The following is a 23906-nucleotide window of genomic DNA, read 5'->3' as shown; positions in this document are numbered from 1 at the left end:
TTCGCCTCGCGGGCACAGGGAGCGCAGCCGGTGACGGCCGAGGTGACCGGGATCGCGGGACGCGCGACCACTTTGGGCCACTGAACGTGACGGCCCCCTTCGCCGACTGGCGCGTGCTGGAGTCGTCCAACGGCATCGCCGCATCGTACTGCGGCAAGATGTTCGCCGACGCCGGGGCCGACGTCGTCAAACTCGAATCCCCACAGGGAGATTCGATGCGCCGCTGGTCGGCTGGCGGGGCGCCCGGAGCGCTGTTCGACTACCTCGCGGCCGGCAAGCGCTCGGTCGTGCGCCGCGAGGAGGGGCAGATCGCTGCGCTGCTGGCCGGCGCCGACATCGTGGTCACCGACCTGACCGACGGGTGGACGCTCGAGGACATCACCGCCCACACCGGCCCGGCCGCGGTGGTGGTGGCCGTGACGCCGTTCGGCGCGACGGGAGCGCTTCTCCTTCGCCGTCCTGGACTACGCGATCCGCGGCCTGTACGCGGACATCGCCAACATCACGCAACTGTGCGACGAGATCGCCTGCGGCACGGCCAGGGATCCGGTCAAACGGGTGCGGCGGTCGAAGGGGCAGATCCGCCGCCGCGCGCCGCGGGAGTAGGTGCGGCGCTGCGGTAGGCGGTGCCGCGCGGTTCGCGCTCCCAGAGCGTTTCGCCCTCGCCTATCGTCGTGCCATCGGCGATCAGCCGGCGTTTGAGCACCTTGTGGGTGGCGGTGCTGGGCAGGTCGGCGGCGATGCGGACATACCGCGGGCGGGCCTTGGGTGACAGGTCGGGCTGGGCGTCGAGGAACGCCGCGAACGAGTCGGGGTCGAGGGTGTGGCCTTCGTTGAGCACGACCGCGGCCATCACCTGGTCGCCGACGCGCTCGTCCGGGACGGCGTACACCGCGACGCGGTTGATTGCGCCGTGGCGCAACAGGATCCGTTCGATCGGCGCCGCGGTCAGGTTCTCGCCGTCCACCCGCATCCAGTCGGCGGTGCGCCCGGCCAGGTAGATCCAGCCGTCGGCGTCCTTGTAGGCGAGGTCGCCCGACCAGTACATGCCGTGGCGCATGCGCTCGGCGTTGGCGTCTGGGTCGTTGTAGTAGCCGGTGAAGAAGCCCGAACCCGTCGTGTTGACCAGCTCGCCGATCGCCTCGTCGGCGTTGGCGAGCGCGCCGTCGGCGTCGAACCGCGCGATCGCGCACTCGGTGACGGTGTCGCTGTTGTACACCGCGACCCCCTCGGCCCCCCGGCCGATCGAGCCCTTGGGCGTGCCGGGTTCGCGGATCACCATGACGGCGTTCTCGGTGGAGCCGAAGCCGTCCTCGACCTGGACACCGAAGCGGCGCGCGAACTCCTCGATGTCCTTGTCGTTGGCCTCGTTACCGAAGGCGACGCGCAGCGGGTTGTCGGCGTCGTCGTCGCGTTCCGGGGTGGCCAGGATGTAGGCGAGCGGCTTGCCCACGTAGTTCATGTAGGTCGCGCCGTAGCGGCGGACGTCGTCGAGGAAGCTGCTCGCCGAGAACTTCGCCGGCACGATCGCCGCGCCGGAGACCACCGCGGGAGCCCAGCCCGCGACCACCGCGTTGGAGTGGAACAGCGGCATGGACACATAGCAGGTGTCCCGCTCGGTCAGGGCGAAGCGCTGGGCCAGGTTGAGGCCGGCGAACGTGGCCATCAGGTGGGAGACCTGCACGGCCTTGGGGTTTCCGCTCGTGCCGGAGGTGAAGATCATCATGAACGGGTCCATCGCGGTGACCTGCCGATGGGGGACGAGTTCACCGGCGGCCGCGACGAATTCGGCCCACTGCGGTGTCGAGGTGTCCAGGACCCGCGTCCCCTCGAGGTCCAGGCCGTCCAGCAGCGGCCGGTGTTCGGCGTCGGTCACGACGAACTGGCAGTGTGCGCGCGAGATGTCGGCGGCCAGCGCCTCGCCGCGCCGGGTGGTGTTCAGGCCGCACAGCACGTAGCCGCCGAGCCCGGCCGCCGCCATCTGGCTCAGCATCTCGGGGTTGTTGCCCAGCAGCGCGCCGACGTGCAACGGCCGCTCCGGGTCGGCGGCGGCGATCAGGGCCGCCGCGCGGGCCGCCGCCTCGGCGAGGTATCGGTCCCAATCCCATTGCAAATCGGCGTGTTTGACGGCCACCGCCGTATCCGACATGCGCTTGCGCAGCAGCGCCTGAATCGTGTCCTCGGTCATCGGGGCCACCTACTCAACGTTAACGAGACAAGACGGTCCGTCTTATACTAGCGGGGCGCCGCGGCGCCCTATCCGCCCACCATCATCAGCCCGCCATCGACGGCGAGCAGTTGCCCGGTGATGAAGTCCGAGCCGGAACCGGCCAGGAATACCAGCATGGGGCCGACGTCGCGCGCGGGATCCCCCAGCGTGCCGCCGAGCGGGATCATCATCTGCATCTGCTGGTCGATGAGCGCGCCGGCCTCGGGGCCCAAGAACTCCCGCAACCGCTCGGCGCCGGGCGTCTGTACCGCCGGCGCCAGCGCGTTGACGGTGACCTTGTCGGCGGCCCAGGCCTTGGCGGCCGACCGCGTCCACGCCTGCACGGCTCCCTTGGTGGCGGCGTAGACGGCCGAGATCGGGCTACCCATAGCGGCTTCCGACGAACCGAAGTTGATGATATTGCCGCCCTTGGGATCCTGGTCCTTCATCACCGCGTAGACGGCCTGGTTGGTCAGGATCGTCGCCTTGACGTTGGTGTCCAGCAGGAACGAGATCTCTTCGGGGCCGATGTATCCCGGTATCCCGGCCTGCCACAGCCCGGCGGCGTTGACCAGCACGTCGAGCCCGCCCAGGTGTTCGGCAGCACCGTGCACCGTCGCCGAGACCGCGTCGGGATCGCGGGCATCGCACTGCAGCCAGGTGGCCGCGAGGTCGTTGGGCGGCGGTGTCCGGTGGTAGGTGGCGACGACCTCGGCGCCCGCCTGGGTGAGGACTCCGACGGCGGCCGCGCCGATCCCCGTCGCTGCGCCGGTGACCAGGATCCGTCGGTCGTGCAGTGGTGACGCATCTGACATGCCCAAGACGCTACCGCCGGTGATGTCGGCCCATGCGTCAGCCGCCGCGGACTTGCGCCACGCCCGCGATGACGCCCCGGATCAGGCGGTCGAGGCGTTCGGCGTCATCGACGACGGGCTGGCCCGCCACGAAGGTCAACATGACCCCGTTGATGAACGCCAGCGTGGCGACTGCCTGGTCTTCGATCAGCGCCGGGTCCGGCGCGCTGCCGGCGGGATACCACTGCGTCACGGCCTCGCGTGCCAGCGCGTACAGCCGCGCCGCGGACTCACTCAGGATCGCCGTCAGCTCGGGATCTCGGCCGGCGAGCAACACGAGCTCGTAACGCGCCTTGGCGCGGGTCAACCAGGGTTCGCTGTTGACGTACATGACGATGCGGGCCAGCCCCGCGGTGCCCGTGAATTGCGTCGACTGGTCCTCGGCAAGTTCGGCCACCAGCGAGAAGTCGGCCACGTCGAGTTCGGCGAGCCGGGTGGCGACGGCGTGCAGCAGCGCCTTGCGGGTCCGGAAGTAGAACGACGCGGTGCCGGCCGGCACGCCGGCGTGCTCATCGACCTTCGGGTGACTGACGCCGTGGACCCCGTTCTCGCCGAGCAGTTCGATCGCGGCGTCGGCGAGCTGGCGCCGCCGCGCGGGCGCGTTGTGCTTTCTACGTGCAGCGATGCGCCCAGTCTATCCGCCGGACGAGGGACCCCAGAGGGTTCAGAAATCACCACAGTTCGGCGCTGTGGGTTCGCCGTTGAAGCGGGCGGCGACCCACTGCATGGCCGGTTCACCGTCGACGAGCATTGGCAGGGCGTGATTGATGACGAGCTTGTTGAGGAAGGGCGGCTCTTCGTTGGTGCGGAATTCGACGTCGGCGCCCTGGTCGCACCAGTCGCGGCCGAGTTGGTTCGCCGCCGTCCATGGCACCAGCGGGTCGTAACGGTTGCTGTCGATCAGCACCGGCGCGTTGGGTTTGTGGCGGCCGATCCTCTGCTCGTCCAGCAGGGTGCTGAACGGTTCCTCGTTGACCAACTGGCCGATGTCTTCGGTGAAGTAAGGCTGCAGGTGACGGAACATGAAGTCGAGGATGGTCTGGCCGACGCATTGCCGCGACACCGACTCCAGCATCGCCAGCCCGCGCGGAGTCATCTTCGAGCGGATCAGGTCGGCGGCTTCGGGATAGGCGGCCATCACGCTGTTGAGCGCATATCCGACGACGCCGACCAGGGCGCTGCCGTCGGCGTAGGGGAACAGCTCCTTGAGGTTGGCTGGCGGCGCCCCGGCGTAGGTACCCACGATGTGTAGCTCCGGGGCGTAGGACGAGGCAAGTTCGGCTGCCGACGCGGTCGCGCCGCCGCCTTGGGAATATCCCCAGAAGGCAACGGGCCCATGCGGATCCAGGGAAGTTTCGGGCAAGTGCATGGCCGCCCGGGCAGCGTCGAGCACCGCTTGTCCCTCGGCCACCCGGCCCACGTAGGTGTGCATGGAGACGGTGCCGAGGCCTTCGTAGTCGGTCATCACGACGGCGAAGCCACGGGCGACCATGGTGGCGACGAACATCTCTTCGTAGTTGAACATGATGTCCCAGCCACCCGAATAGTGGATGCCCTGGTTGAACATTCGCGATGGGGCGCATTGATTGCCCTGGCCTTGCGTGCCGGGCGCATAGCTGATCAGGGGCCGCGGTCCGTTGCCCGGCCAGTCGTTGTAGGGCTCGAAGTAGGTGCCGGTGACCGCGATCGGATTGCCACGGGTGTCGGTGCTGCGGTACATGATCCGGGTGCCGGTGGCCATGATCGCGCCCAACTGGCCGGAGGGCTCAAGCACCAGCCGCGACGGCTCGGTGCGGATCAGGTCACCGGGCCGGCCGGGCGGCAGCGGGTCCGGCGGAAGGTAGAACTCGGCGTATCGCGGCTCGTCGCCGCCGTCGGCCCGGGCGTCTGCTACGCCGGCCGATGCGGCAACGATCAGCAGTAGGACCGCGAAGATTCCCCCAAACCGGCGCATTACGGAACGGTAACAATCACCGCCCGTCAGCGGAAGGCAATCTCTAAGGTTTTAGAGATTGGGTTGGCCGGTCTAGCCGCGGTGCGCGTCGAAGAATCGCCAGATGGTGTCGGTCGCATCCAGCGCCGTCGACGGCTCGGGTACGCCGGCGAGCTCGGCCAGCGGCGTGCGCGCGCCGCCGGGCCACTGGTGCCCCGCGCCGGCCACCGAGATCAACTCCACGGTCCGCCCGTCGGCGCAGCCGGCGGTTTGCGTGGTGACGTCGCCGGCGGTGGCCGAGGTGGGCGGCCCGCAGGCGTCGGTGGCACGCCAGGTGGCGTTGACCGACTCCGCCGAGGGCCCGTCGACACGCGGGGCGCCGTTGACCCCGAACGCTTTTCCGGGCCCGCCGGCATACCGCACCCGGTCGTCTCGGTGCCGTGGATCTGCAGGACCGACGCCGGCCGGGCCCGCGGGCAGTCGGCCAGCAGGGTGCCCGCCACCGGGGCGATCGCGGCGAAAATGTCGCTCTGACAGCCCAGGCGCAACGCCATCATGGCCCCGTTCGACACCCCGGTCACATAGACGCGGGTGCGGTCGATCGGCATCTGCTCCTCGATGGCGCCCACCATCGACGTGATGAATGCGACATCGTCGACGTTGCCGCGCCGGGGTTCGCCGCAACAGGTCCCGGCGTTTCAGCGATAGGAGCGCTCGGCCTGGGCGCCGCTGCCGAAGCCCCCGTGCAGCATCACCACCAACGGCACCGCGTCGGTCAATCCCGGCGGGCGGTACAGGTGGAAGGTCCTGGCGACGCCGCCCGATCGGATGGTCTGGGTGGACTGTCCCACCGGGATCGGTTGGGGCCCTGGCATTCCCGTCGCATGTCCGCCGCCCAGGCGCCCGCCGAGCACGACGACCAGGATCGGCAGCAGGAACCCGCCCAGCGCCCGGGCACATCGAGATCGCATGATCTCAACGTGGCGGCGGCGCCCGTTTTTGACAAGTAAATTGTCAATCGCGGGGATCGTGGCACACTGTTCGTCATGCGCGACGTCGACTGGGAGCCCACCCTGCCGACTTTGGTGAACCTCCTGGCGGCGTCGCGGGCTCCCCACCTGCGTGCCGCGTTTGCCGCGGCGGGGCTCGACGGGATCCGCCCCGCGCAGGCGGTTGCGCTGGTCCCGCTGATGAACGGGGGGATGCACGCGTCCGACCTCGCCGACCGCCTCAAGGTGAGTCGGCAGGCGGTGGCCCAGGGGATCGCCGCCCTGGAGCGGCAGGGCTATGTCGCCCGGGTGCCCGATCCCCACGACGCCCGCGCGCGGATCGTCGATCTGACTGCGCGAGGCCGCCATGCCCTGCGTGTAATGCACTCCAGCGCAATGGAATTGGAGGCGCGCTGGGAGACCACCCTGGGGCGCCGCCGGTTGACCGAACTGCGGGAGAGCCTGCAACTGTTGCTCGCCGCCAATTCTCCGACGCCCGACGTCTGACGGCGCTTGCCCGCTACGGGGTTCTGAGGAACACGTCGTTGAGCGTGACGGTACGCAGGCTCCGCGACCGGATGATGTCGATCAGTTGCGGGTAGACGTGCGTGACGGGCAGGTGGTTGAGGTGACCGATCACGATGGCCTGCGGGGTGAAGTACTGGTCGGCCATCTGCACGATGCAGTCCTCGGTGATCAACGTCGAATCCGACAACGAGCCCGACCATAACGTCGGGGCGGTATAGCCGAGGTAGGCTGCCACCCCGTCGACGGTGGCGTTGCGCTTGGCATAGGGGGGCCGGTAGTAGGGTTTCGCGCCGACGCCGTAGGTCTTCTTCAGGAATTCGTCGTTGCGGGTGAGTTCGTCGGCAATCCTGCTGTGGGACACCGCCGTTAGGTCCGGATGCGACCAGGTGTGGTTGCCGAGCTGAATCTGCCCGGATTCCACCAGCGGCAGCAACATGTCGCGGTTCTCGGTCCAGGAGTCGTAGATACCGTTGACGAAGAACGTCATCCGCACACCGGTGTCCCGGGCGAGTTGCGTGTAGGCGCGGACCACATCGCTGTTGACGCCGTCGTCGAGGGTCAGCGCGAGCAGATCGCCTTGGCCGGGGATCGTGCGCAGTGCGCCGCCGCCGGGTAGCGGGATGCGCGCGCTCGGCGGCGGGGGCGGCAACAGGGCCTGCGGGGCGGGGGGACCGGAGGTGGGCACGGAACCTGCCGCGGCCTGCGCGAACGTCCGGGGTGGCGGATCGACGACGAGGCGGGCGGCACCGACGCCGGCGACCACCGACGCGGCGAGCGACCCGAGGAAGCGGCGGCGGTTCATCACCGGGCCGGCCCTGAGCCGGTCGGGCGGAGGGCCCGTGGGCCGCGCGCACCGGGCCGTCCCGCGCGCCGACCGTCCGCATGGCCCGACCTTGCCGTCACAGCAGCGAACGGTAGCACCGCCGCAGCAAATGCGCCGGGTTCGTGACGGGAGGGTCAGCTGTGAAATTCGTATCGAATCGGCAACGTTTTCCCGCCCCGCTCGGCCGGGTCCGCGTGCGCGGCCGCACCGGGCCGCGGTCAGTGCCGGAACGGGACGGGTTCGGTCTCGGGAGTGTTCAGTTTCGCGGCCAGCCACGGCAGCGAGGCGGCGAACGCCTGGGCGGCGAACGGCCAGTCGTGCCGGCCCGGCTGGGTGACCACCGCGCAGTCGATGCCGTGTGCGCCGGCGATCTCGCACAGCGCCCGGGCTGCGGTGTCCTGACCCTCGGGGTTGGCGGCGGGGTCGACGCTCGCGGTGGCGAGGGTGGTGCCGGCCTCGGCGAGGTTCTGGGTCCTCGACGAGGGAACGTCGAACCATCCCGACACCCCGGAGTAGTGACCGTGCCGGGCCATGACGGTCGCCGGGTCGAACGACGCCCAGGCGGCGGCGTCGCCGGCGAACAGCCGGGTGATCGTCTGCTCCCGCCCGCCGATGTCGGGCCCGCGGTCACCGGCGATGTCGACGAACGCGCTGAACGTCTCCGGGTGCATGACGGTCAGGTCCACGGCGCACGTACCGCCCATCGACCAGCCCACGACGCCCCAGTTGGCGCGGTCGGCACTCACGCCGAAATTCGAGACGACGAACGGGACGACGTCTTTGGTCAGGTGGTCGGCCGCATTGCCGCGGCGGCCGTTGACGCACTCGGTGTCGTTGTCGAACGAGCCGGTGGCGTCGGCGAACACCAGGGCCGGCGCGAATCCGTGATGGCGGGCGGCGAAGTCGTCGACGGTGTTGAACGCGTTACCCGCGCGCAGCCAGTCGGCCGGGGTGTTGAAGGCCGAACTGATCATCAGCACCGCCGGCAGCCGCGGCGGCGGATTGCTGCCGAACCAGGCCGGCGGCAGGTACACCAGCTCCTGGCGGTGCGGGAAGTGCGACCCGTCGGTGCCGGTCATCACCGGCACCACGACGCCCTTGGTCGGCCGGGTCCGCGCGATCTGCATCTCGGTCACCCGTAGCCGGTCGATCTGGTCGGGCAGCGGCACCCCCGTGAGCTGATTCCACGCGGCGCGCACCGTGGGGAAGTAGCCGACCCAGCCGTTCAGCGCCAGGGTCGCGCACAGCGCGCACAGGGGCACCGACAGCAGCGCCAGCCCGCGCCGCCACCACCGGGCACCCGGCCAGCCGAGCACGAGCACCGCGGCGGCGAGTCCGCTCATCCCTATCCAAAGCCACAGCGTGACCGGGGCAGGGTCGCCGGCCACGCCCAGCGTCGTGATGTACCAGTACGACAGCGCGGTCACCGCCGCCGCGACGCCCAGCACCGCGGGCAGCGCCCAGCTACGCCAACGCCGACGGTGCCACCCGACCGCGGCGAAGGTCACGAACAGCGCCAACCCCTGGGCCGTCGCCGGCAACCAGCCGTGCAGCAAAGACAGCCGGTCGAAGAAGTTGCTCAACAGTCCTGACCTTCGCTAATTCCGTCGCGGCCGGCATCATGTTCCCCCAGCGATGACGCGAAAGGCCGGAATCAACTATCCCATACCGCCCGGGCGCGTCCCGGCGGCAAACGAGCGCGGGCGCAAACCGTTACCGACGACGAAGACGCTGCAGAACGCCATCGCGGCGCTCTCGGGCATCGGTGGGTCCGCGCTCACGCCACGGGGACCGCTTCGAAGCCGGCCTCGTCCACGGCCGCGAGCACCGCGGCGGGGTCCAGTGGCGTGGAACTAGTGACGACGAGTCTGCCGGTGTCCGCGCTCACGTCCACCCGCTCGACGCCCGGGAGCTGGCTCACCTCGCCGCGTACGGCGGCCTCGCAGTGCCCACAGGTCATCCCGGTGACCTGGTATTCGCTCGTCGCCACGACGCTCCTTCCCTCATCCCCGGCAGGGGTATCAACCCGGCGAACACCGCCACCCCCAAGGTATGCCTAGCCGGCCTCAGACGTAGCCGACCCCGATGTCCACCGACACCTGACTGGCCGTCACCAGCCGGGACGCGTCGGAAACCAGCCAGGCGACCGCGTCGGCGACGTCCTCGGGCTGCGCGACGCCTTCCGGCAGCAGCGGCTTGTGCAGGCCGCGCAGATGCGGGTAGCTGTCGGCGGCCGAACGCAACGCGTCGCGCATCCGCCCGGTGCCCATCGGGGTGGCGACAGCGCCCGGGTTAAGGCTGTTGACGCGGATGTTGTGCCGGCCGAGTTCGGCGGCGAAGGCGCGCGCCATCCCGACCACGGCGTGTTTGCTGGCGGTGTAGTGGATCATGAACGCCTGCATGTTGATGCCGGCGGCCGATCCGATCAGCACGATCGAGCCGCCGCGACCGCCGTCGACGATGTGCGGCGCACCGGCCATCACGGTGTTCCAGGTGCCGGTCACGTTCGTGTCGATGGTGTCGCGGAACGCCTCGGGGGTGATCCGATCCCAGGGCGCCGGGCTGCAGATGCCGGCGTTGGCGACGATGATGTCGAGCCGGCCGAGCTCGCCGACCGCGCCGTCGACCGCGGCTTTGAGCGCGTCGAGGTCGCGGATGTCCACCACTGCGGCGACGGCCCGCCTGCCGTTGGCGCCGACCAGGCGCGCCGTCTCCGCCAGGTCGTCCGGCGTCGCCGAGTCGTAGGGAACGCTGGGCGGCAGGGGTCCGGCGATGTCGACCGCGATGATGTCGGCGCCTTCGGCGCTGAGCCGCACCGCGTGTGCCCGGCCCTGTCCGCGCGCGGCGCCGGTGATCAGCGCCACCCTGCCCGGGATCGACTGGCTCATGATTATGGACTTCCTTTCTCGCCAAGACCCACTCGGCGAAGCGTAATGTTCGTCCCGGCGCAGCCGCCTGACCGGAGGGAGACATCGTGACCGTCACCGTCGTCGATGCCGGGCCCCGGCAGGTAAGCCGGTCCGTGGAAGTGGCCGCGCCGGTGTCGGAGCTCTACGCGCTGGCCGCCGACCCGCGCCGCCACTGTGAGCTCGACGGGTCGGGCACCGTTCGCGACACCGTCAAAGCTCCCGCGCAAGTCGTCGTCGGGTCGAAGTTCTCGACCAACATGAAGCTCTATGGTGTGCCGTACCGCATCACCAGCACGATCACCGCCCTGACGCCGGACGAAGTGGTCGAGTGGCGTCATCCGATGGGCCACCGCTGGCGGTGGGAGTTCGAGGCGCTGTCGCCGACGCTGACGCGGGTCACCGAGACGTTCGACTACCGCGACGCCGGCCCGGTCAAGAACAAGTACTTCGAACTCAGCGGCGCCCGCAAGACCAACGCCGCGGGCATCGAGGCGACACTGACCAAGCTGCGCGATCGCTACGCCACGCGCTGATTGACACGCGGGTCAGCACCTTCTCGGCCATAGCCGAAGGCGGGCCCAGCCCGCCTCGATCGAGGCGGCGGCGGTTTCGTTGGGCCGCGGCACCCCCGCCCGCTTCCACGCGCTGTATTCGGCGGTCTCGTTCATCCCGAACGCGCCGTACCGCGTCCAGGCTTCGTCGGGATCGTCGTGCAGCGGCGTCACGGTGCTGCCGTTCTCGGGGCGGTGGACGAACCCGGTTTTGCCGCGCTCGCTCAGCTCCCGCCGATACACGGCTTCGACGATCGGGCATGGCCATCGGCGGCGAGAACGGCAGTCCGAAGCGCGCCGCGCGGGGGGCCGCCGCGACGGTCATGCCCCCGACGAAGGACACCGGATGCGGACGCGTGCACGGCTTCGGCGTGACGTTGACGAGCGTGCCCCGATAGTCGAAGGGCTCGTCGCCCCACGCCTGGATCAGCACCCCCAGGCACTCGTCCATCAGCGCCGCCCGCCGCGACCAGCCCCTGCCCGCGGCGTGGTACTCCTCGGGCCGGTAGCCCATGCCCGCCACGAAGCCGAATCGGCCTTGGGCGAGGTTGTCGAGCACGGCGACGTCCTCGGCGAGGCGAACCGGGTCGTAGAGCGGCACGATCAGGGCGTTGATGCTGATGCGCACGTTGCGCGTCCGCCCGGCCAGCGCCGCGGCCAGGATGAGCGGCGACGGGAGCCAACCGGTGGCCGCCGGGTGGTGTTCTTCGCCGCTCACCGCGGTGAATCCGTGCCCGTCGGCGTACTCCGCCATCTCGAGCGCGGCCCGGTGGCGCGTCGACGGATCGGCGACGTTGGTCATGTTGAGCCGCAGCACGGTGAGCTGGCTCAACGCCGGGAACCGCCGGGCCCGCGCGCGAACAACGTCCCCCGGATCAGCCCTTTGGCCGCGGCCAGCGTGGCGGCGTAGGGCGCGGGGGCCAGGCTGGCCGCCCGCTCCGTCAGACCCCGCGTCAGGGCGTAGAGGGCGTCCACCGCGGCGCCCGGATCGGTGTCGGCGGGCAGCGATCCCCGGGCCCGGGCGTCCTCGATGATTTCGCCGATGACGGCGCGCAGGGCCTGCAGTCCCGCGTGCGGCGGCCGCGCGGCCCCGGCGACGGCGGTCTCGGCGCGGATCGCCCGCTCGAACGCGGCGAGGTCCGGATACTCGCGCATCAGCCGATCCGACTCCTCCAGCACGGCCTCGAGGCGCCCGACGACGTCGTCGGCTTGCGCGGCGGCGGCCCGCAGCCGGGGCACGGCGATCTCCTGGATCTCGCGCGCGGCCGCGTCGAGCAACTCGGACTTGTTGGAAAAGTAGTGATACAGGCTGCCGCTGGTCATCTCGGCGGTCCGCGCGATCTGGCGGATCGTCGCCCGCGAGTAGCCGACCTCGGCCACGCAGCGCATGGCTGCGCCCAGGATTCGCGCGCGGGTCTGGGCACCGTCGGCGCCCACCGGGCGGCCCGGCCGGGCCGCGGTGCCGGCCATGCCGCGTGACGCCCGTCCGTTGGGCGGCCGAACTCCCACCGCGCACCTCCGCGCCCGTGCCACACTAATCGATCATCCGATCGTATTCGGCCGTGCCGACGCCGCGCCCGACGGACCGTGCGTCGGCAGGAGGAACACCACGATGACCAAGACGCGACTGGGTCGCCCGGTCGGCTCCAGCGGCGAGGAGACCCGGCGGCGGATCATCGCCGCGACCATGCGCTGCGTGGCCGAGGTCGGCTACTCGCGGGCGACGATCCGCCAGATCGCCCGCACCGCGCGGGTGACCAGCGCCAGCCTCTATAACTACTTCCCGACCAAGTCCGAGCTCATCGAGGCCGCCGTCGCGGAGCGGACCGAGGTGGCGCTGCCGCGGTTGCGGGCGGCCTCCGCCGGGCCCGGCGACGTCGTCGACCGAATCGAGGCGCTGCTCGAGGAGTCGGGCCGGCTGATGCGCGAGTATCCCGACCTGGCCGCCTTCGAGTGGGCGATCCGGGCCGAGGGCGCCGCCGCGCCGGGCTACCGGGCCCCGCACGACACCGGCTTCCACGCCTTGCGCGAGATCATCGAGACCGTCGTCGCCGATGGCCACCAGCGGGGTGAGCTGGCCGGATGGGTGAATCCGCACGGCGCGGTCGAAGCCGTCTACTCGCTGGTCTACGGCTTGACCGAACTGGCGGCCACCCTGTCGCCGGAGGACTACCACGCGGCGCTGGCGGCGGCCAAGCGGATGGTCGGGGGCACGCTGCTCGGCGACGCACCCTTGATATGATCAAACGATTGATTATATAGTCGGGGTGGCGGAACAGGAGCCCGAGACCTTGACCGAGACCACCGGCCTGGCATTCGACGTCGAGGCGCTGCGCGCCAAATACGCCGAGGAGCGGGCCCGCCGGCTGCGGCCCGAAGGGATCGCCCAGTACGTGGAGACGGCGGGCGCCTTCGCCGGGTTCGCCGAGGACCCCTGGGCGGACGGGACGTTCACCCGCGACCCGCTCACCGACGAGGTCGACGTGGCGATCATCGGCGCCGGCTTCGGGGGGTTGCTCACCGGAGCGCGACTGCGGCAGTCGGGCGTGGACAGCGTGCGGCTGATCGACCGGGCGGCCGACGTCGGCGGCACCTGGTACTGGAACCGGTATCCGGGGATCGCCTGCGACGTCGAATCCTACGTCTACATACCGTTACTCGAGGAACTCGGCTACATTCCCACGCAGAAATACGCCACGGGTGCCGAGATCTTCGCGCACTGCCAGCGCATCGCGCGGCACTACGACCTCTACCGCGACGCATGCCTACAGACCGACGTGCACGAAATCTGCTGGGAAGAAACGACTTCCCGCTGGATTATCCGCACCAACCACGGCGACGAGATGCGGGCCAGGTTCGTCTCGATGGCCAACGGTTACCAGGCCAAGCCCAAACTGCCCGGCATCGAGGGCCTCGGCAGCTTCCGTGGCCACGCCTTCCACACCAGCCGGTGGGACTACGGCTACACCGGGGAGCGGCTGGAGAACCTGGCCGGCAAGCGCGTCGGCATCATCGGCACCGGCGCGACGGCGGTCCAGTGCGTGCCGCACCTGGCCGCGGCGGCGCAGCGGCTCTACGTCTTCCAGCGCACGCCCTCGTCGGTGGACGTGCGGGCCAACCGCGCCACCGAGCCCGGGTGGGCCGACACGCTGCGGCCGGGCTGGCAGCGCGAGCGCATCGAGAACTTCCAGATCCTCACCGCCGGTGGGCAGGCCGCCGAGGACCTCGTCGCCGACGCGTGGACGAGCATCACCCGCAAGCTCCCGGTGATGCGCCACGACGGCGACGGCGTCGCATCGGCCGATCCCGAGCAGCGCGGCCGCGACATCGAGCTGGCGGACTTCGCCAAGATGGAGGAGATCCGGGCGCGGGTCGACAAGATCGTCGCCGACCGCGCGACCGCCGAGGCGCTCAAGCCGTGGTACGGCTACTTCTGCAAGCGCCCCTGCTTCCACGACGAGTACCTGCAGACCTTCAACCGCGACAACGTCACCCTGGTCGACACCCACGGTCGCGGGGTGCAGCGCATCACCGAGGCCGGGGTCGTCGTCGATGACGTGACCTACGAACTCGACTGCCTCATCTTCGCCACGGGTTTCGAGGTCGGCACGGACTACTGCCGCCGCACCGGGTTCGAGTTGGTCGGCCGCGACGGGGTGACGCTCACGCAGCGGTGGCGCGACGGCGTGCGCACCTTCCAAGGCCTGTGCGCCAACGGTTTTCCGAACTGCTTCATCGAAAGCATCGCCCAGGCCGGGCTGACCGTGAACTTCCCGTATCTTCTCGACGTGCAGGCCACCCACGCCGCGTGGATCATCGCGTGGGCGCTGCGCCACGGCGTCACCGAGGTCGAGGCGTCACCGGACGCGGAAGCCGCCTGGGTCGACACCGTCGTGGTCCGCTCGGCCACCACCGCCGAACGCGCCGCGACCTGCACCCCCGGCTACTACAACCGGGAAGGCAAGGCCGACGCCAAGACCCGGCAGGGCAGCTTCTTCTTCGGCGGGCCCACCGAGTACGCCGACATCCTTGCGGCGTGGCGGGACCGGGAAGAGATGGAGGGGCTTCTGCTCCGCGGCGCCGCGGCCGGCCCATGACGAGCCAGCGCGCCCGCCGGCGCTACGCCGTCGGGCGGGTGCGGGCCGCGACCCGGCGCAGGCGCGCGCCGCGGGTCGCGATCATCGGCGCGGGCTTCGGAGGCCTCGGCGCGGCGGTGGCGCTGCGCCGCAAGGGCATCGACGACCTGGTGATCATCGACGGGGACGACGGGGTGGGCGGCACCTGGCGGCGCAACACCTACCCCGGCGCAGCGTGCGACGTGCAGAGCCACCTCTACTCGTTCTCCTTCGCGCCGAACCCGAACTGGAGCCGCACGTATGCCCGGCAACCCGAGATCCTGGCGTATCTGGAATCGGTGGCCGACGACTTCGACCTGCGCCGGCACCTGATGCTGCGGACCCGGGTGCGGCGTGCACGCTGGCGCGAGGATACCGGGCAGTGGGAATTACAACTGCAGCACGCCGACGGCGAGACCACCACGCTGGTGGCCGACGTCGTGGTCAGCGCCGCCGGCCTGTTCGGCGCCTCCAGGTTGCCCGACATCGAGGGCCTGGCCGGCTACCGCGGCCACCTGATGCACACCTCCGCCTGGGACCGCGACGTCGACCTGACCGGCAGCCGGGTCGCGGTGATCGGCACCGGCGCCAGCGCGGTGCAGGCCGTCCCGGAACTGGCGCGAATCGCCGGGCGTGTCACCGTGTTCCAGCGCACGCCCCCGTGGATGGTGCCCAAGGACGACCGTCCGTTCACCGCCGGCGAACTGGCCCGGTTCCGCCGCCACCCCTGGGCCACCCGGCGGGAACGGTGGCGGGTCTGGAAGCAGTTCCACGACTTCACCGGCAACGCACTCGACGATCCGACGGCCGCCGGCCGCGCACAGATCGCGGCATCCTTTCTGGAACGCACCGTGCCCGACGAACGGTTGCGCCGCGCGCTCACGCCGGACTACCCGTTCCGCTGCAAGCGGGTGCTGCTGGGCGCCGACTACTACCTGGCGCTGCAGCGCGAGCACGTCGATCTGGTGACCGACCCGATCGCGCGGGTCACCGAGACGTCGATCGTGACGGCCGGCGGCGACGTGGTCGACGTCGACGCGATCGTGTGCGCCACCGGATTCCAGACCAGCCACTATCTCAGCGGCATCGAAGTGATCGGCCGCGGCGGCGAAAGCCTGCACGAGCGGTGGGGCGAGGACCCCAGCGCCTACCTCGGCGTGGCGGTCAGCGGGTTCCCGAACTTCTTCATGCTGTACGGCCCCAACACCAACCAGGGCGGCAACTCGATCGTCTACATCCTGGAGGCGGGGGCGCGGCTGGTGGCCGGCGCGGTGAGCCGGGTGGCGCGCCGCGGCGGCTGGCTCGACGTACGCCCCGAGGCCGAAAACCGGTACAACGACGAGCTTTCCACGGCCCTCGAGCGCACCATCTGGACGCAGTGCGACAGCTACTTTCGCTCGCCGACGGGCCGCATCGTCACCCAATGGCCCTACACCGAGCTGGAGTACGCCCGCCGGACCTGGCGGCTGCGGCCGCGCGACTGGGTACACCGCAAGGCGCGTGGACGCGGATCAGTCCGCGCCGAAGTCGATGACACCGCGAATCAATTGGCCTGAGGTCAGGTCGGCGTAGGCGTCGTTGATGTCGTCGAGGGCGTAGCGCCTGGTGATCATCTCGTCGAGGAGTAGGCGCCCGGATTCGTAGAGCGTGGCCAGCAGTCCGATGTCGCTCTTGGGGTTGCAGGACCCGAACACGGTGCCGCACAGCGTCTTGTTCATCAGGATGAAGTCCTGCAACGCCATCGGCACCGAGCGCAGCGCCGGCGCCGGCAGGCCGGTGAGCACGCAGGTGCCGCCCTTGCGGGTGAGCGCCAGCGCCGCGCTCACGTCGGCCTCGCCGATCATCGCGGGGGACACGACGACCGCGTCGGCCATCACGCCGCGGGTCAGGTCGCGCACCAACTCGAGCGCCTCGGCCGCCGTCGCCGCGGTGTGGGTGGCCCCGAAGCGCGGCGCGGACGCGCGTTTGAATTCGTTGACGTCGACCGCGACGATGCGGGCGGCACCGTTGATGCGGGCGCCCTGGATGGCCGCGGTGCCGATGCCGCCGGCACCGATCACGACCGCGGTGTCGCCGCCGCGCACGCCCGCGCGCCGGGCCGCCGAGCCGTATCCCGTCGGCACCGCGCAGGCCAGCAGCGCGGCGGGCACCAGCGGGACGTCCCGATCGATCTTGACGAGCGAATCCGCCGCCACCACGGTGTGTTCGGCGAACGCACCGATCTTGGAGACGTGGCCGAGGTCCCGGCCGTCGGCGGTGTGGTGGCGGAAGGTGCCATCGGTCGGCATGCCGGGGATCAGCGTCCCGGATCCCTTGTCGCACAGGTATTCCATGCCCGAGGCGCACCACCGGCACTGCCCGCACACCGCGAGGAAGGACGTCACCACGTGGTCCCCGGGCGCGAAACCCGTGACGCCCGAACCCACTTCGAGTACCACGCCGGAACCCTCGTGCCCGCCGATGGTCGGCGACATGGCGGGCGGTCCCAGGTCGGCGGGCGGCGCGAGCTTGCCCTGCCGGATGTGCTCGTCGGAGTGGCACAGGCCGGTGGCGGCAAGCTTCAACAGCACCTCGCCGGCGCGCGGCGGGTCGAGCTCGAACTCCTCGACCGACCACGGGCGCCCGTACTCGTAGAGGATGGCCGCGCGGCTTCGCATCGCTGGTCAGCCGTTCGCGGCGGCGACCCGGGCCCGCTCCGTCATCGAGGCGATCACGCCGCCGTCGTTGAGGATGTCGGTGCCGGTGAGGTAACCCGCTTTGTCGCTGGCGCAGAACGCCAGCAGCTCGGCCATCTCCTCAGGTTTGCCCCACCGCGGGACCGCGGCCTCGGTAACCATCGCCCCCGCCCCGGCCTGTTCCTCGAGCCTGCCCATCTCGGTATCGATGGACCCCGGGGACACCGAGACGATGCGCAGGCCGCGCGCGTTGAACCGTTCCGCCTGCGACTGGCTGTACCACCGCACGAAGCTCTTGCTCACCGCGTAGGCGATGCCGGATCGCCCCTCCTCGGGCACGATGTCGCACGCCGCCATCATGGCGTCCAGGAAGGCCTCGGCGTCGTGCAGCGCCAGCGGAAACTGCGCCGCCGGAACCATTTCCGCGGGCAGCAGGTGGGCCGCCATCGACGCCACGTTGACGATCACGGCGCCCTCGCCGGCCACCGCGTGGAACACCTCGTTGACGTGCAGGGTGCCCAGCGCATTGGTCCGCATGACGTAGTCGGCCGGGCCCATGCTCGGGCTCACCCCGGCGGCGTGGATGACCGAGACGACGGTGCCGAGGCCGTTCGCGGTGTCGAACAGGTCCGCGACCGCGCGCCGGTCGGTCACGTCGCAGTTCACGAGCGTGGGTGTCACGCCGTGTTCTTGCAGCGTCGCGGCCGCGGCGGTCAAGCGGTCCTGCCTGACGTCGCAGAGCACCACGGTGTGGTCGCGGCCGACGACTGCGGCCGTGGGCAGGCCCATGCCACCCGCGCCGCCTGTGATCACCGACACTCGAGTCATACGTGGACCGTATACGCCGGGGCGCTACGTCGGGAGCCGGGGTTCGCGCACCGCGTCGTGCGGGTGACCGCCGTGCCGAAGGGCGTTGGTGAAGAACGGCGCCCGGACGGTGGCGGCCAGCTGGCCGCGGTTGACGGCCAGCCCGGCGAGGGCCACCGCGGTGTAGACGCCGCACAGCAGCAGCCGCCCGTGCGTTGAGGCGATCGGGAACTGGACGACGAACAACACCAGCAGCGCCCATGCCGTGGCCCGGTGGAAGCGCAGCCCCATGAGCAGCGCCACCCCCATCATGGTCTGGGTTGCGGTGAGCAGGATTTCCTCGACCTGTCGCGGGTCGAGGGCCAGCGAGAGCCCGCCGCCGCCGAGCAGGTGGGCGACCGGCAACGACCCGATCAGCAGGGACCACTGGTTGACCTTGGCCGATATCAGCATGGCGATGGCGGCCGTGCCCTTGCCGCGCGCGGCGAGGATCGTCGCGATGATGAACTCCGGGGCTTCCGAGGCTAAGGGGGCCAGCCACTGCACCAGCAGGAACCGGTCGATCCCCAGTTCGCCGCCGGCGGCGACCAGGTTGTCGGCGAACGGTTTAGCGCACAACAGGATCACTGCGCCCGCGGTCGCGAACAGGCAGACGACGCCCAGGCGCCGGCGGCGATCGGGCAGCTCGCCCAGGGCGGCGGCGGTCCCGATCAGGGAGGGTTCCTCCACGTCGCCGCGGCTGACTTTGTAGAGGTAGAAGCCGAACCAGGCCAGCAGCGCCACCCCGGAGGCCAGGTGGATCTGCGAAGTCGCCGGGATGACGAACGCGAACACCCCGGCGATCAGCAGGAAGCCGAGTTCGACGCGGTTGGCCGGCTGCAGCGCCAGCCCGCCGGGTCTGCCGGTGCCGGCCCGGCGCGCCACGAGGATGCCGATCAGCACGACGACGGGCCAGCCCAACCCCATCAAGAGCCGGTTGGACCCCGTCATGTTGGCCGAGGCGTAATGGGTGTACTCGGGGTTGTGGCCCGATACGTAGGCGTAGTAGAGGTCGACGGCGTATTCGGGCAGCACCGCGATCAGAGCGAGCACCGCCGTCGCCAGGCCGCCGGAGACGTCGACCTGGGCGGCCTCGGCCGCCCAGGCCAGCAGGAAGCTGGCCGAGACCACCGCGGCCCCGAAGAGCAGGAGGGCGGCCACCGGGTCCGGATGCAGGCCGGCCACGGTCACGACGACCGCGGGGGCGATGAACGTCGCCGTGATCAGCGCCGAGCGGATCAGGGTGCGACGCCCGCAACGTGAGGTCCCGGCGGCCGCGGGCCTGTCTGTGGCCAGCATCGTCATCCTTCGAACTCATCGAGCGCGGCTACCGTAGCGAACCCTTACCTAACCTACCCGCCGAGTCGGTGCTCAGCAACGCGACGGGTGATCGAAGCGGCGGCGGGTCGCCTTTTCCTGCAAGGGAATCCAGAAGTTTGGCTCGGCTAAATCACAACTTAGGCAAACCCCGTACGGGCGTTGGTCCCACGCTTAACTCCGACGGGCCGGCGCCCCGGATGGTTCCGGCCGGCCCGCGCGTTCGTGCGCGCCCTACTCGGGCCGATCGGCGCCCATCGCCGCGGCGCTGGCCTGCGCCATGAGCCGCACCAGTTGGTTGCGCGTCAGCGATCCCATCATCTGCGTCGCCGCGCGAAGGTCCTCACCCACGATCCAGGTGGGGCCGTTGGACAGGTTCTCGAATGCCTCCCCGATCACGTCGTCCACGGCGGCGGCGCCGGGGGGCACGTCGTCCGGCGAGTCGATCTGGCCGCGGCTGTGTTCGAGCCGCCGCAGCGCGGGCGTGTCGGTCTTGCCCAGGATCAGGCCCAGGACGTCGACGCCCTTGTCGTGCAGTTCGGCCCACAGCGCCTCGGCGAAGACCATGTCGAACGCCTTGGAAGCGCCGTAGGCGACCATGTTGGGCCCGCCGGCCAGCCCGGCACCCGACCCGAAGATGACGATCCCGCCGCGGGCGCGCGCGACCATCGCCGGCGCGAAGTGGTGGCACAGCTGCATCGGCACCATGCAGTTGCGCTGCACCATCGCCTCGGCGGCCGCGAGCGGGCCGGCCAGGAACGGCTTGAAGTCGGGGTCGGCGCCCGCGCAGTACACGAGGAACCCGATCTCCAGATCGCCGGTGCCCTCGGCGATCGCCGCCGCGGCGCCCGGCTGCGCGAGATCGATTGCCAGGGTGCGCGTCTGGGCCGACGTGCGGGACGCTATCCCGGCGGCGACCTCATCCAGCACGTCCTGGCGCCGGGCCAGCAGCACCACGTTGACGCCGCGCTCGGCGAGTCCCGTGGCGAAGGCGGCGCCCACCCCGTCCGACGCGCCCGCGACGAGCGCCCACGGCCCGTAGGTGTCCGCGAACGTCATCTAAGCGTTCCCGACCGTCGCGACGCGCACCGCGGTGAACCGGCGCCGGGCGATGCGCCACCCGTCGGGGGTCCGCACGATCTCGTCGTCGTAGAAGCCGATCCCGTTGGCTCCGGATTGGTTGTCGCCGAACATGATCAGCGCATCGACGTAGGTTCGCGCCATGGCCTTGTCGCCGTCGAGGGTGATGGCCTGGTTGGTGAGGCGGTGCAGCGTGTGGCCCGCCGGGGCGTGCACCCGCTCCATGAAATCGGTGACGGCCTCCACCCCGCTCCATGCGCCGATCTCGCCGTAGTCGAGTTCGCAGTCGTCGGTGAACACGGTGCGGAACAGCGGCCAGTCGCGGCGGTCGATCCCGGTGGCATAGCGCACCAACAGATCGGAGATGTCCTGGCGATCTTGCTGGTCGGTCATGGGGCGTCTCCGTTCGGATGGACCACGATCGGGGCGGGCCGGGCGAAACGCAGTTTCTCGAATAATCGATATTAAATCTCGAATGTTCGGGATAACCTTACGAAGGCCGGAACAAGGGAGTCAAGCGATTCGTGGGTCGACGTCCGCGCCGACCGCCCGGGTGCTCGATGTGGTGGAGCTCCTGACGCGGTCGGCGAATACGCGCCTGCGCTTCTCCGACGTCGTGCGCGAGCTCGACCTCACGCAGGCGACGGCGCACGCCATCCTCAAGACGTTGTGCGACCGGGGCTGGGCCACCCGCGACCCCGTGACGAAGACGTTCGCGCTCGGGCCCGCGCTGGCCGTGGTTGCCGCCCGCACGGACACCGCCCGGCCGTTGGCGAACGCGGCCCGTTCCGCGTCGCTGCGGTTGTCCAAGAGGGTCGGCTACGCCAGTTCCGTGGTCGAGCGGTTCGGTGATTCACTGGTGGTGACCGCTTTCGAGAACGAAGCCGCCACCGCGCCGGCGGGAATCCCGGGCGACCGGATCCCCTATGCGCCGCCGTTCGGTGTGGCTTTCGCCGCCTGGGACACCGACGAGGAACAACGCGCGTGGATCCGCCGCGGTGCCGGCGACAACCCGGAACGCACCCACCGGCTCGAACAGGTGCTGGCACACACGCGCGAGCGTGGCTTCGACGTCGACTGGACCACGCCCACGCTGGCTCAGGCCGTGCAGGCCGTAGCCACCCTGGACATCGACGAAATGCCGTCGTCGGTGCGCCCCATCGTCGACCAGTTGCTCGTCGAGTTCACCGCCATAGGTTTTCTCTCCGACGACAACCCCGGACGCCGGAAGCAGCCGGTGGTGACCATCTCCGCACCGGTCTTCGACCATCGCCACCACGTCGCCCTGATGGTCGCCGTGCATCCGCTGTGCCCGCTCAGCGCCCGCCAGGTCCGGACGATCGGCAAGCAGCTCACCGACGAGACGACGGCCATCAGCGAGTCCCCGCCGCCGGGCGCCGTCGAGCGGGCCGGTTGAGACGACCCGATTCGGTCGTGGCGGACCTCGCCGACTTCGTGGTCGGCGCACAGCAGCCGGACCGGTGCGGTTCCCGCTCGCGCGTGTCGACGTCACACCCGCCGCCGACCTGACCGCCGGCTACCCGCAGCGCACCGCCGCACGCGTGCGCGTGGTGACGCGCGAAGACCGCGAATTCGGTTGCGAGCGAGGAGAATACGAGGGGTCTCCCAACCGGCCGATGTCCTGGGCACGCGTGGTGGGCAAGTCCCACTGGCTCGCCGAACCCTGCTGCGGCGAGGCGCCGCGCGCCGAGATCGTCGACGCGGTCGACCACCTGGACGACATACCCGTCGCCGGGCTGACGGCCCTGCTGGGCGAGGCGAGCCCGGTACCGGTGCGCCCACGCGGCAAGCGGCGCTTCTGACCGCCCCGCGCGCCCTCTTGCGTCTTTTGCCGACCGCCCTGGATGATCGGTGGTCATGCACGTAGATCGCGGTGGCGACCGTTGGGAGTTGGTGACCTGCGGCCTCGCGGGGCACGCCACCTTCGTGCCGGACGACGAGGCGCTGGCCGACCGGCTGCGCGGCGACACGGCCGTGGGACCGGTGTGGCGCTGCCTGCGCTGCGGGGAGTTCGTTCTCGGCGAGCCGCGCCGCCGCGGCGCCACCACGGACGCCCCGACGGTCTTGCGCGGCAAGGCTTTGCGCCAGGCGATCATCGTCCGGGCCCTCGGGGCCGAACGCCTGCTGCGGGCGCTGCTGATCGCGCTGGCGGCCTACGCCGTGTGGAAGTTCCGCGGTGCGCGCGGATCCATCCAGGCCACGCTGGACCGCGACCTGCCCCTGTTGCGCGCCAGCGGATTCCAGGTCGACCAGATGACGGCGGTGCACGAACTGGAGAAGGCGCTGGCGGCCAAGGCATCCACGCTGACCCTGCTCACCGTGGCGCTGACCGTCTACGCCCTGGTGGAGGTCGTCGAAGGGGTCGGGCTGTGGTTGTTGCAACGCTGGGGCGAGTACTTCGCGGTGGTCGCCACCTCGGTGTTCCTGCCGCTGGAGATCTCCGAGCTGGCCAAGGGGGTCACGACGACCCGGGCGGTCACCTTCACAATCAACGTGGCCGCCGTCGTCTACCTCGTCGCGTCGAAACGGCTGTTCGGGGTCCGGGGCGGCCGCACGGCCTACGCGGAGGAGCGGCGTGGCGAGCAGCTCCTCGACGTGGAGCGGGCGGCGACGAGGGCCGCGGCATGAGCGAGAACTCGCGCGTCGTGGCCTGCCCCCACTGCGGGAGGAAGAATCGCGTGCCGGCAGCCACTGCCGGCAAACCCCGCTGCGCGCAGTGCCGGCAGTGGCTGCCGTGGATCGTCGATGCGCGTGACGACACCTTCGCCGACGTCGCCGAGAAGGCGTCGGTGCCGGTGCTGGTCGACCTGTGGGCGACGTGGTGCGGTCCGTGCCGGACGGTCAGCCCGGCCCTCGAGCAGCTGGCGCGGGAACGGGCGGGCGGGCTGAAGCTGGTCAAGGTCGACGTCGACGCCGCACCCGCGGTGTCTCAGCGCTTCGCGGTCCGCGCGGTGCCGACGCTGCTGCTGATGCGGGACGGCCGGGTGCTGTCCCGGCAGTCCGGTGCCGCGCCGCTGCCCGCGCTGCGCGCCTGGGTCGACGACACGCTGAAGTGA

General features: G+C 70.6%; 23 protein-coding genes and 4 pseudogenes. 11 read left to right on the top strand and 16 right to left on the bottom strand.

Annotated elements, in window-relative coordinates; all coding sequences use genetic code 11:
* Positions 1-80 precede the first annotated feature (80 nt).
* Both AB8998_RS28800 and AB8998_RS28795 read left to right on the top strand, forming a co-directional pair.
* Positions 81-440: pseudogene (locus AB8998_RS28800) on the top strand (CoA transferase); the annotation flags it as partial.
* Positions 439-606 (top strand): annotated as a pseudogene (locus AB8998_RS28795) (MarR family transcriptional regulator); the annotation flags it as partial. The pseudogenes AB8998_RS28800 and AB8998_RS28795, both read left to right, overlap by 2 nt.
* On the opposite strand, the gene fadD1 reads toward AB8998_RS28795, so the two are convergent.
* From fadD1 to AB8998_RS28770, 5 genes and pseudogenes are all read right to left on the bottom strand, one after another.
* Positions 551-2188, bottom strand: coding sequence for a fatty-acid--CoA ligase FadD1 (gene fadD1 / locus AB8998_RS28790; protein ID WP_369741283.1), 1638 nt, complete (start codon positions 2186-2188; stop codon positions 551-553). The pseudogene AB8998_RS28795 and the gene fadD1 sit on opposite strands and share 56 nt — an antisense overlap.
* A 68-nt stretch (positions 2189-2256) precedes the next feature.
* Complete coding sequence (locus tag AB8998_RS28785) at positions 2257-3024, bottom strand: SDR family NAD(P)-dependent oxidoreductase (RefSeq protein WP_369741282.1); 768 nt, start codon at positions 3022-3024, stop codon at positions 2257-2259.
* 37 nt (positions 3025-3061) lie between these two features.
* Complete coding sequence (locus AB8998_RS28780; RefSeq protein WP_369741816.1) at positions 3062-3628, bottom strand: TetR/AcrR family transcriptional regulator; 567 nt, start codon at positions 3626-3628, stop codon at positions 3062-3064.
* A gap of 99 nt (positions 3629-3727) precedes the next feature.
* Positions 3728-5017 (bottom strand): lipase family protein, encoded by a 1290-nt coding sequence (locus AB8998_RS28775; RefSeq protein ID WP_369741281.1) that lies wholly within the window; start codon positions 5015-5017, stop codon positions 3728-3730.
* A 72-nt stretch (positions 5018-5089) separates the two neighbouring features.
* Positions 5090-5967 (bottom strand): annotated as a pseudogene (locus AB8998_RS28770) (CE1 family esterase).
* Between the two features lie 75 nt (positions 5968-6042).
* On the opposite strand from AB8998_RS28770, the gene AB8998_RS28765 reads away from it, so the two are divergent.
* Positions 6043-6492: a MarR family winged helix-turn-helix transcriptional regulator gene (locus AB8998_RS28765; protein ID WP_369741280.1), complete on the top strand. Its 450-nt coding sequence runs from the start codon at positions 6043-6045 to the stop codon at positions 6490-6492.
* A gap of 13 nt (positions 6493-6505) precedes the next feature.
* Here AB8998_RS28765 and AB8998_RS28760 read toward each other — a convergent pair whose 3' ends face one another.
* The 4 genes from AB8998_RS28760 to AB8998_RS28745 all read right to left on the bottom strand — a co-directional run bounded on the left by AB8998_RS28760 (position 6506) and on the right by AB8998_RS28745 (position 10224).
* Entirely contained in the window at positions 6506-7315 is an 810-nt protein-coding gene (locus AB8998_RS28760; RefSeq protein WP_369741279.1) for a polysaccharide deacetylase family protein, read from the bottom strand.
* A 239-nt stretch (positions 7316-7554) separates the two neighbouring features.
* The gene (locus tag AB8998_RS28755; protein WP_369741278.1) at positions 7555-8919 is read right to left on the bottom strand and encodes an alpha/beta hydrolase; all 1365 of its coding nucleotides are present in this window, start codon (positions 8917-8919) and stop codon (positions 7555-7557) included.
* Positions 8920-9113: 194 nt separating this feature from the next.
* The gene (locus tag AB8998_RS28750; RefSeq protein WP_369741277.1) at positions 9114-9326 is read right to left on the bottom strand and encodes a heavy-metal-associated domain-containing protein; all 213 of its coding nucleotides are present in this window, start codon (positions 9324-9326) and stop codon (positions 9114-9116) included.
* A gap of 76 nt (positions 9327-9402) precedes the next feature.
* Positions 9403-10224 carry a mycofactocin-coupled SDR family oxidoreductase gene (locus tag AB8998_RS28745; RefSeq protein WP_369741276.1) on the bottom strand — a complete coding sequence of 274 codons (822 nt, stop codon included), beginning with the start codon at positions 10222-10224 and terminating at the stop codon, positions 9403-9405.
* Between the two features lie 86 nt (positions 10225-10310).
* Between AB8998_RS28745 and AB8998_RS28740 the strand changes: the two genes are divergently transcribed.
* Positions 10311-10778, top strand: coding sequence for an SRPBCC family protein (locus tag AB8998_RS28740; protein ID WP_369741275.1), 468 nt, complete (start codon positions 10311-10313; stop codon positions 10776-10778).
* A 57-nt stretch (positions 10779-10835) separates the two neighbouring features.
* On the opposite strand, the pseudogene AB8998_RS28735 reads toward AB8998_RS28740, so the two are convergent.
* Positions 10836-11628: pseudogene (locus tag AB8998_RS28735) on the bottom strand (LLM class flavin-dependent oxidoreductase); the annotation flags it as partial.
* A complete protein-coding gene (locus AB8998_RS28730) occupies positions 11625-12266 on the bottom strand; it encodes a TetR/AcrR family transcriptional regulator (protein ID WP_369741815.1) in 642 nt (213 codons plus the stop codon). The gene AB8998_RS28730 and the pseudogene AB8998_RS28735, both read right to left, overlap by 4 nt.
* Before the next feature lie 142 nt (positions 12267-12408).
* On the opposite strand from AB8998_RS28730, the gene AB8998_RS28725 reads away from it, so the two are divergent.
* Genes AB8998_RS28725 through AB8998_RS28715 form a run of 3 tightly spaced genes read left to right on the top strand, consistent with a single transcriptional unit; the run spans position 12409 to position 16467 of the window.
* Complete coding sequence (locus tag AB8998_RS28725; protein WP_369741273.1) at positions 12409-13038, top strand: TetR/AcrR family transcriptional regulator; 630 nt, start codon at positions 12409-12411, stop codon at positions 13036-13038.
* A gap of 49 nt (positions 13039-13087) precedes the next feature.
* Entirely contained in the window at positions 13088-14893 is a 1806-nt protein-coding gene (locus AB8998_RS28720) for a flavin-containing monooxygenase (RefSeq protein ID WP_369741814.1), read from the top strand.
* On the top strand, positions 14890-16467 hold the full coding sequence (locus AB8998_RS28715; protein ID WP_369741272.1) for a flavin-containing monooxygenase: 1578 nt from the start codon (positions 14890-14892) through the stop codon (positions 16465-16467). Before AB8998_RS28720 ends, AB8998_RS28715 begins: the two co-directional genes overlap by 4 nt.
* On the opposite strand, the gene AB8998_RS28710 is transcribed toward AB8998_RS28715, so the two are convergent.
* The 5 genes from AB8998_RS28710 to AB8998_RS28690 form a co-directional block, all read right to left on the bottom strand.
* Positions 16423-17568, bottom strand: a complete 1146-nt coding sequence (locus AB8998_RS28710; RefSeq protein WP_369741271.1) for a Zn-dependent alcohol dehydrogenase — start codon at positions 17566-17568, stop codon at positions 16423-16425. The two genes, AB8998_RS28715 and AB8998_RS28710, sit on opposite strands and share 45 nt — an antisense overlap.
* Positions 17569-17574: 6 nt before the next feature.
* The gene (locus AB8998_RS28705) at positions 17575-18414 is read right to left on the bottom strand and encodes an SDR family oxidoreductase (protein WP_369741270.1); all 840 of its coding nucleotides are present in this window, start codon (positions 18412-18414) and stop codon (positions 17575-17577) included.
* 24 nt (positions 18415-18438) lie between these two features.
* Entirely contained in the window at positions 18439-19737 is a 1299-nt protein-coding gene (locus AB8998_RS28700; protein WP_369741269.1) for a sodium:proton exchanger, read from the bottom strand.
* Positions 19738-19983: 246 nt separating this feature from the next.
* The gene (locus AB8998_RS28695; RefSeq protein ID WP_369741268.1) at positions 19984-20808 is read right to left on the bottom strand and encodes an SDR family NAD(P)-dependent oxidoreductase; all 825 of its coding nucleotides are present in this window, start codon (positions 20806-20808) and stop codon (positions 19984-19986) included.
* Positions 20809-21222, bottom strand: a complete 414-nt coding sequence (locus AB8998_RS28690; RefSeq protein WP_369741267.1) for a nuclear transport factor 2 family protein — start codon at positions 21220-21222, stop codon at positions 20809-20811.
* A gap of 160 nt (positions 21223-21382) precedes the next feature.
* On the opposite strand from AB8998_RS28690, the gene AB8998_RS28685 reads away from it, so the two are divergent.
* The 4 genes from AB8998_RS28685 to trxA all read left to right on the top strand — a co-directional run bounded on the left by AB8998_RS28685 (position 21383) and on the right by trxA (position 23906).
* A complete protein-coding gene (locus AB8998_RS28685; protein WP_369741266.1) occupies positions 21383-22246 on the top strand; it encodes a helix-turn-helix domain-containing protein in 864 nt (287 codons plus the stop codon).
* 64 nt (positions 22247-22310) lie between these two features.
* Entirely contained in the window at positions 22311-22652 is a 342-nt protein-coding gene (locus AB8998_RS28680; protein WP_369741265.1) for an MmgE/PrpD family protein, read from the top strand.
* 55 nt (positions 22653-22707) lie between these two features.
* Positions 22708-23478 carry a DUF2127 domain-containing protein gene (locus tag AB8998_RS28675; protein WP_369741264.1) on the top strand — a complete coding sequence of 257 codons (771 nt, stop codon included), beginning with the start codon at positions 22708-22710 and terminating at the stop codon, positions 23476-23478.
* Positions 23475-23906 (top strand): thioredoxin, encoded by a 432-nt coding sequence (gene trxA / locus AB8998_RS28670; protein ID WP_369741263.1) that lies wholly within the window; start codon positions 23475-23477, stop codon positions 23904-23906. The genes AB8998_RS28675 and trxA overlap by 4 nt, the downstream gene beginning before the upstream one ends.

Origin of the sequence: Mycobacterium sp. HUMS_12744610 (assembly GCF_041206865.1) — a bacterium.
Classification (GTDB): Bacteria; Actinomycetota; Actinomycetes; order Mycobacteriales; family Mycobacteriaceae; genus Mycobacterium; species Mycobacterium servetii.
The sequence above is the reverse complement of the archived record's forward strand: the minus strand, read 5'-3'. Positions and strand labels throughout refer to the sequence as shown.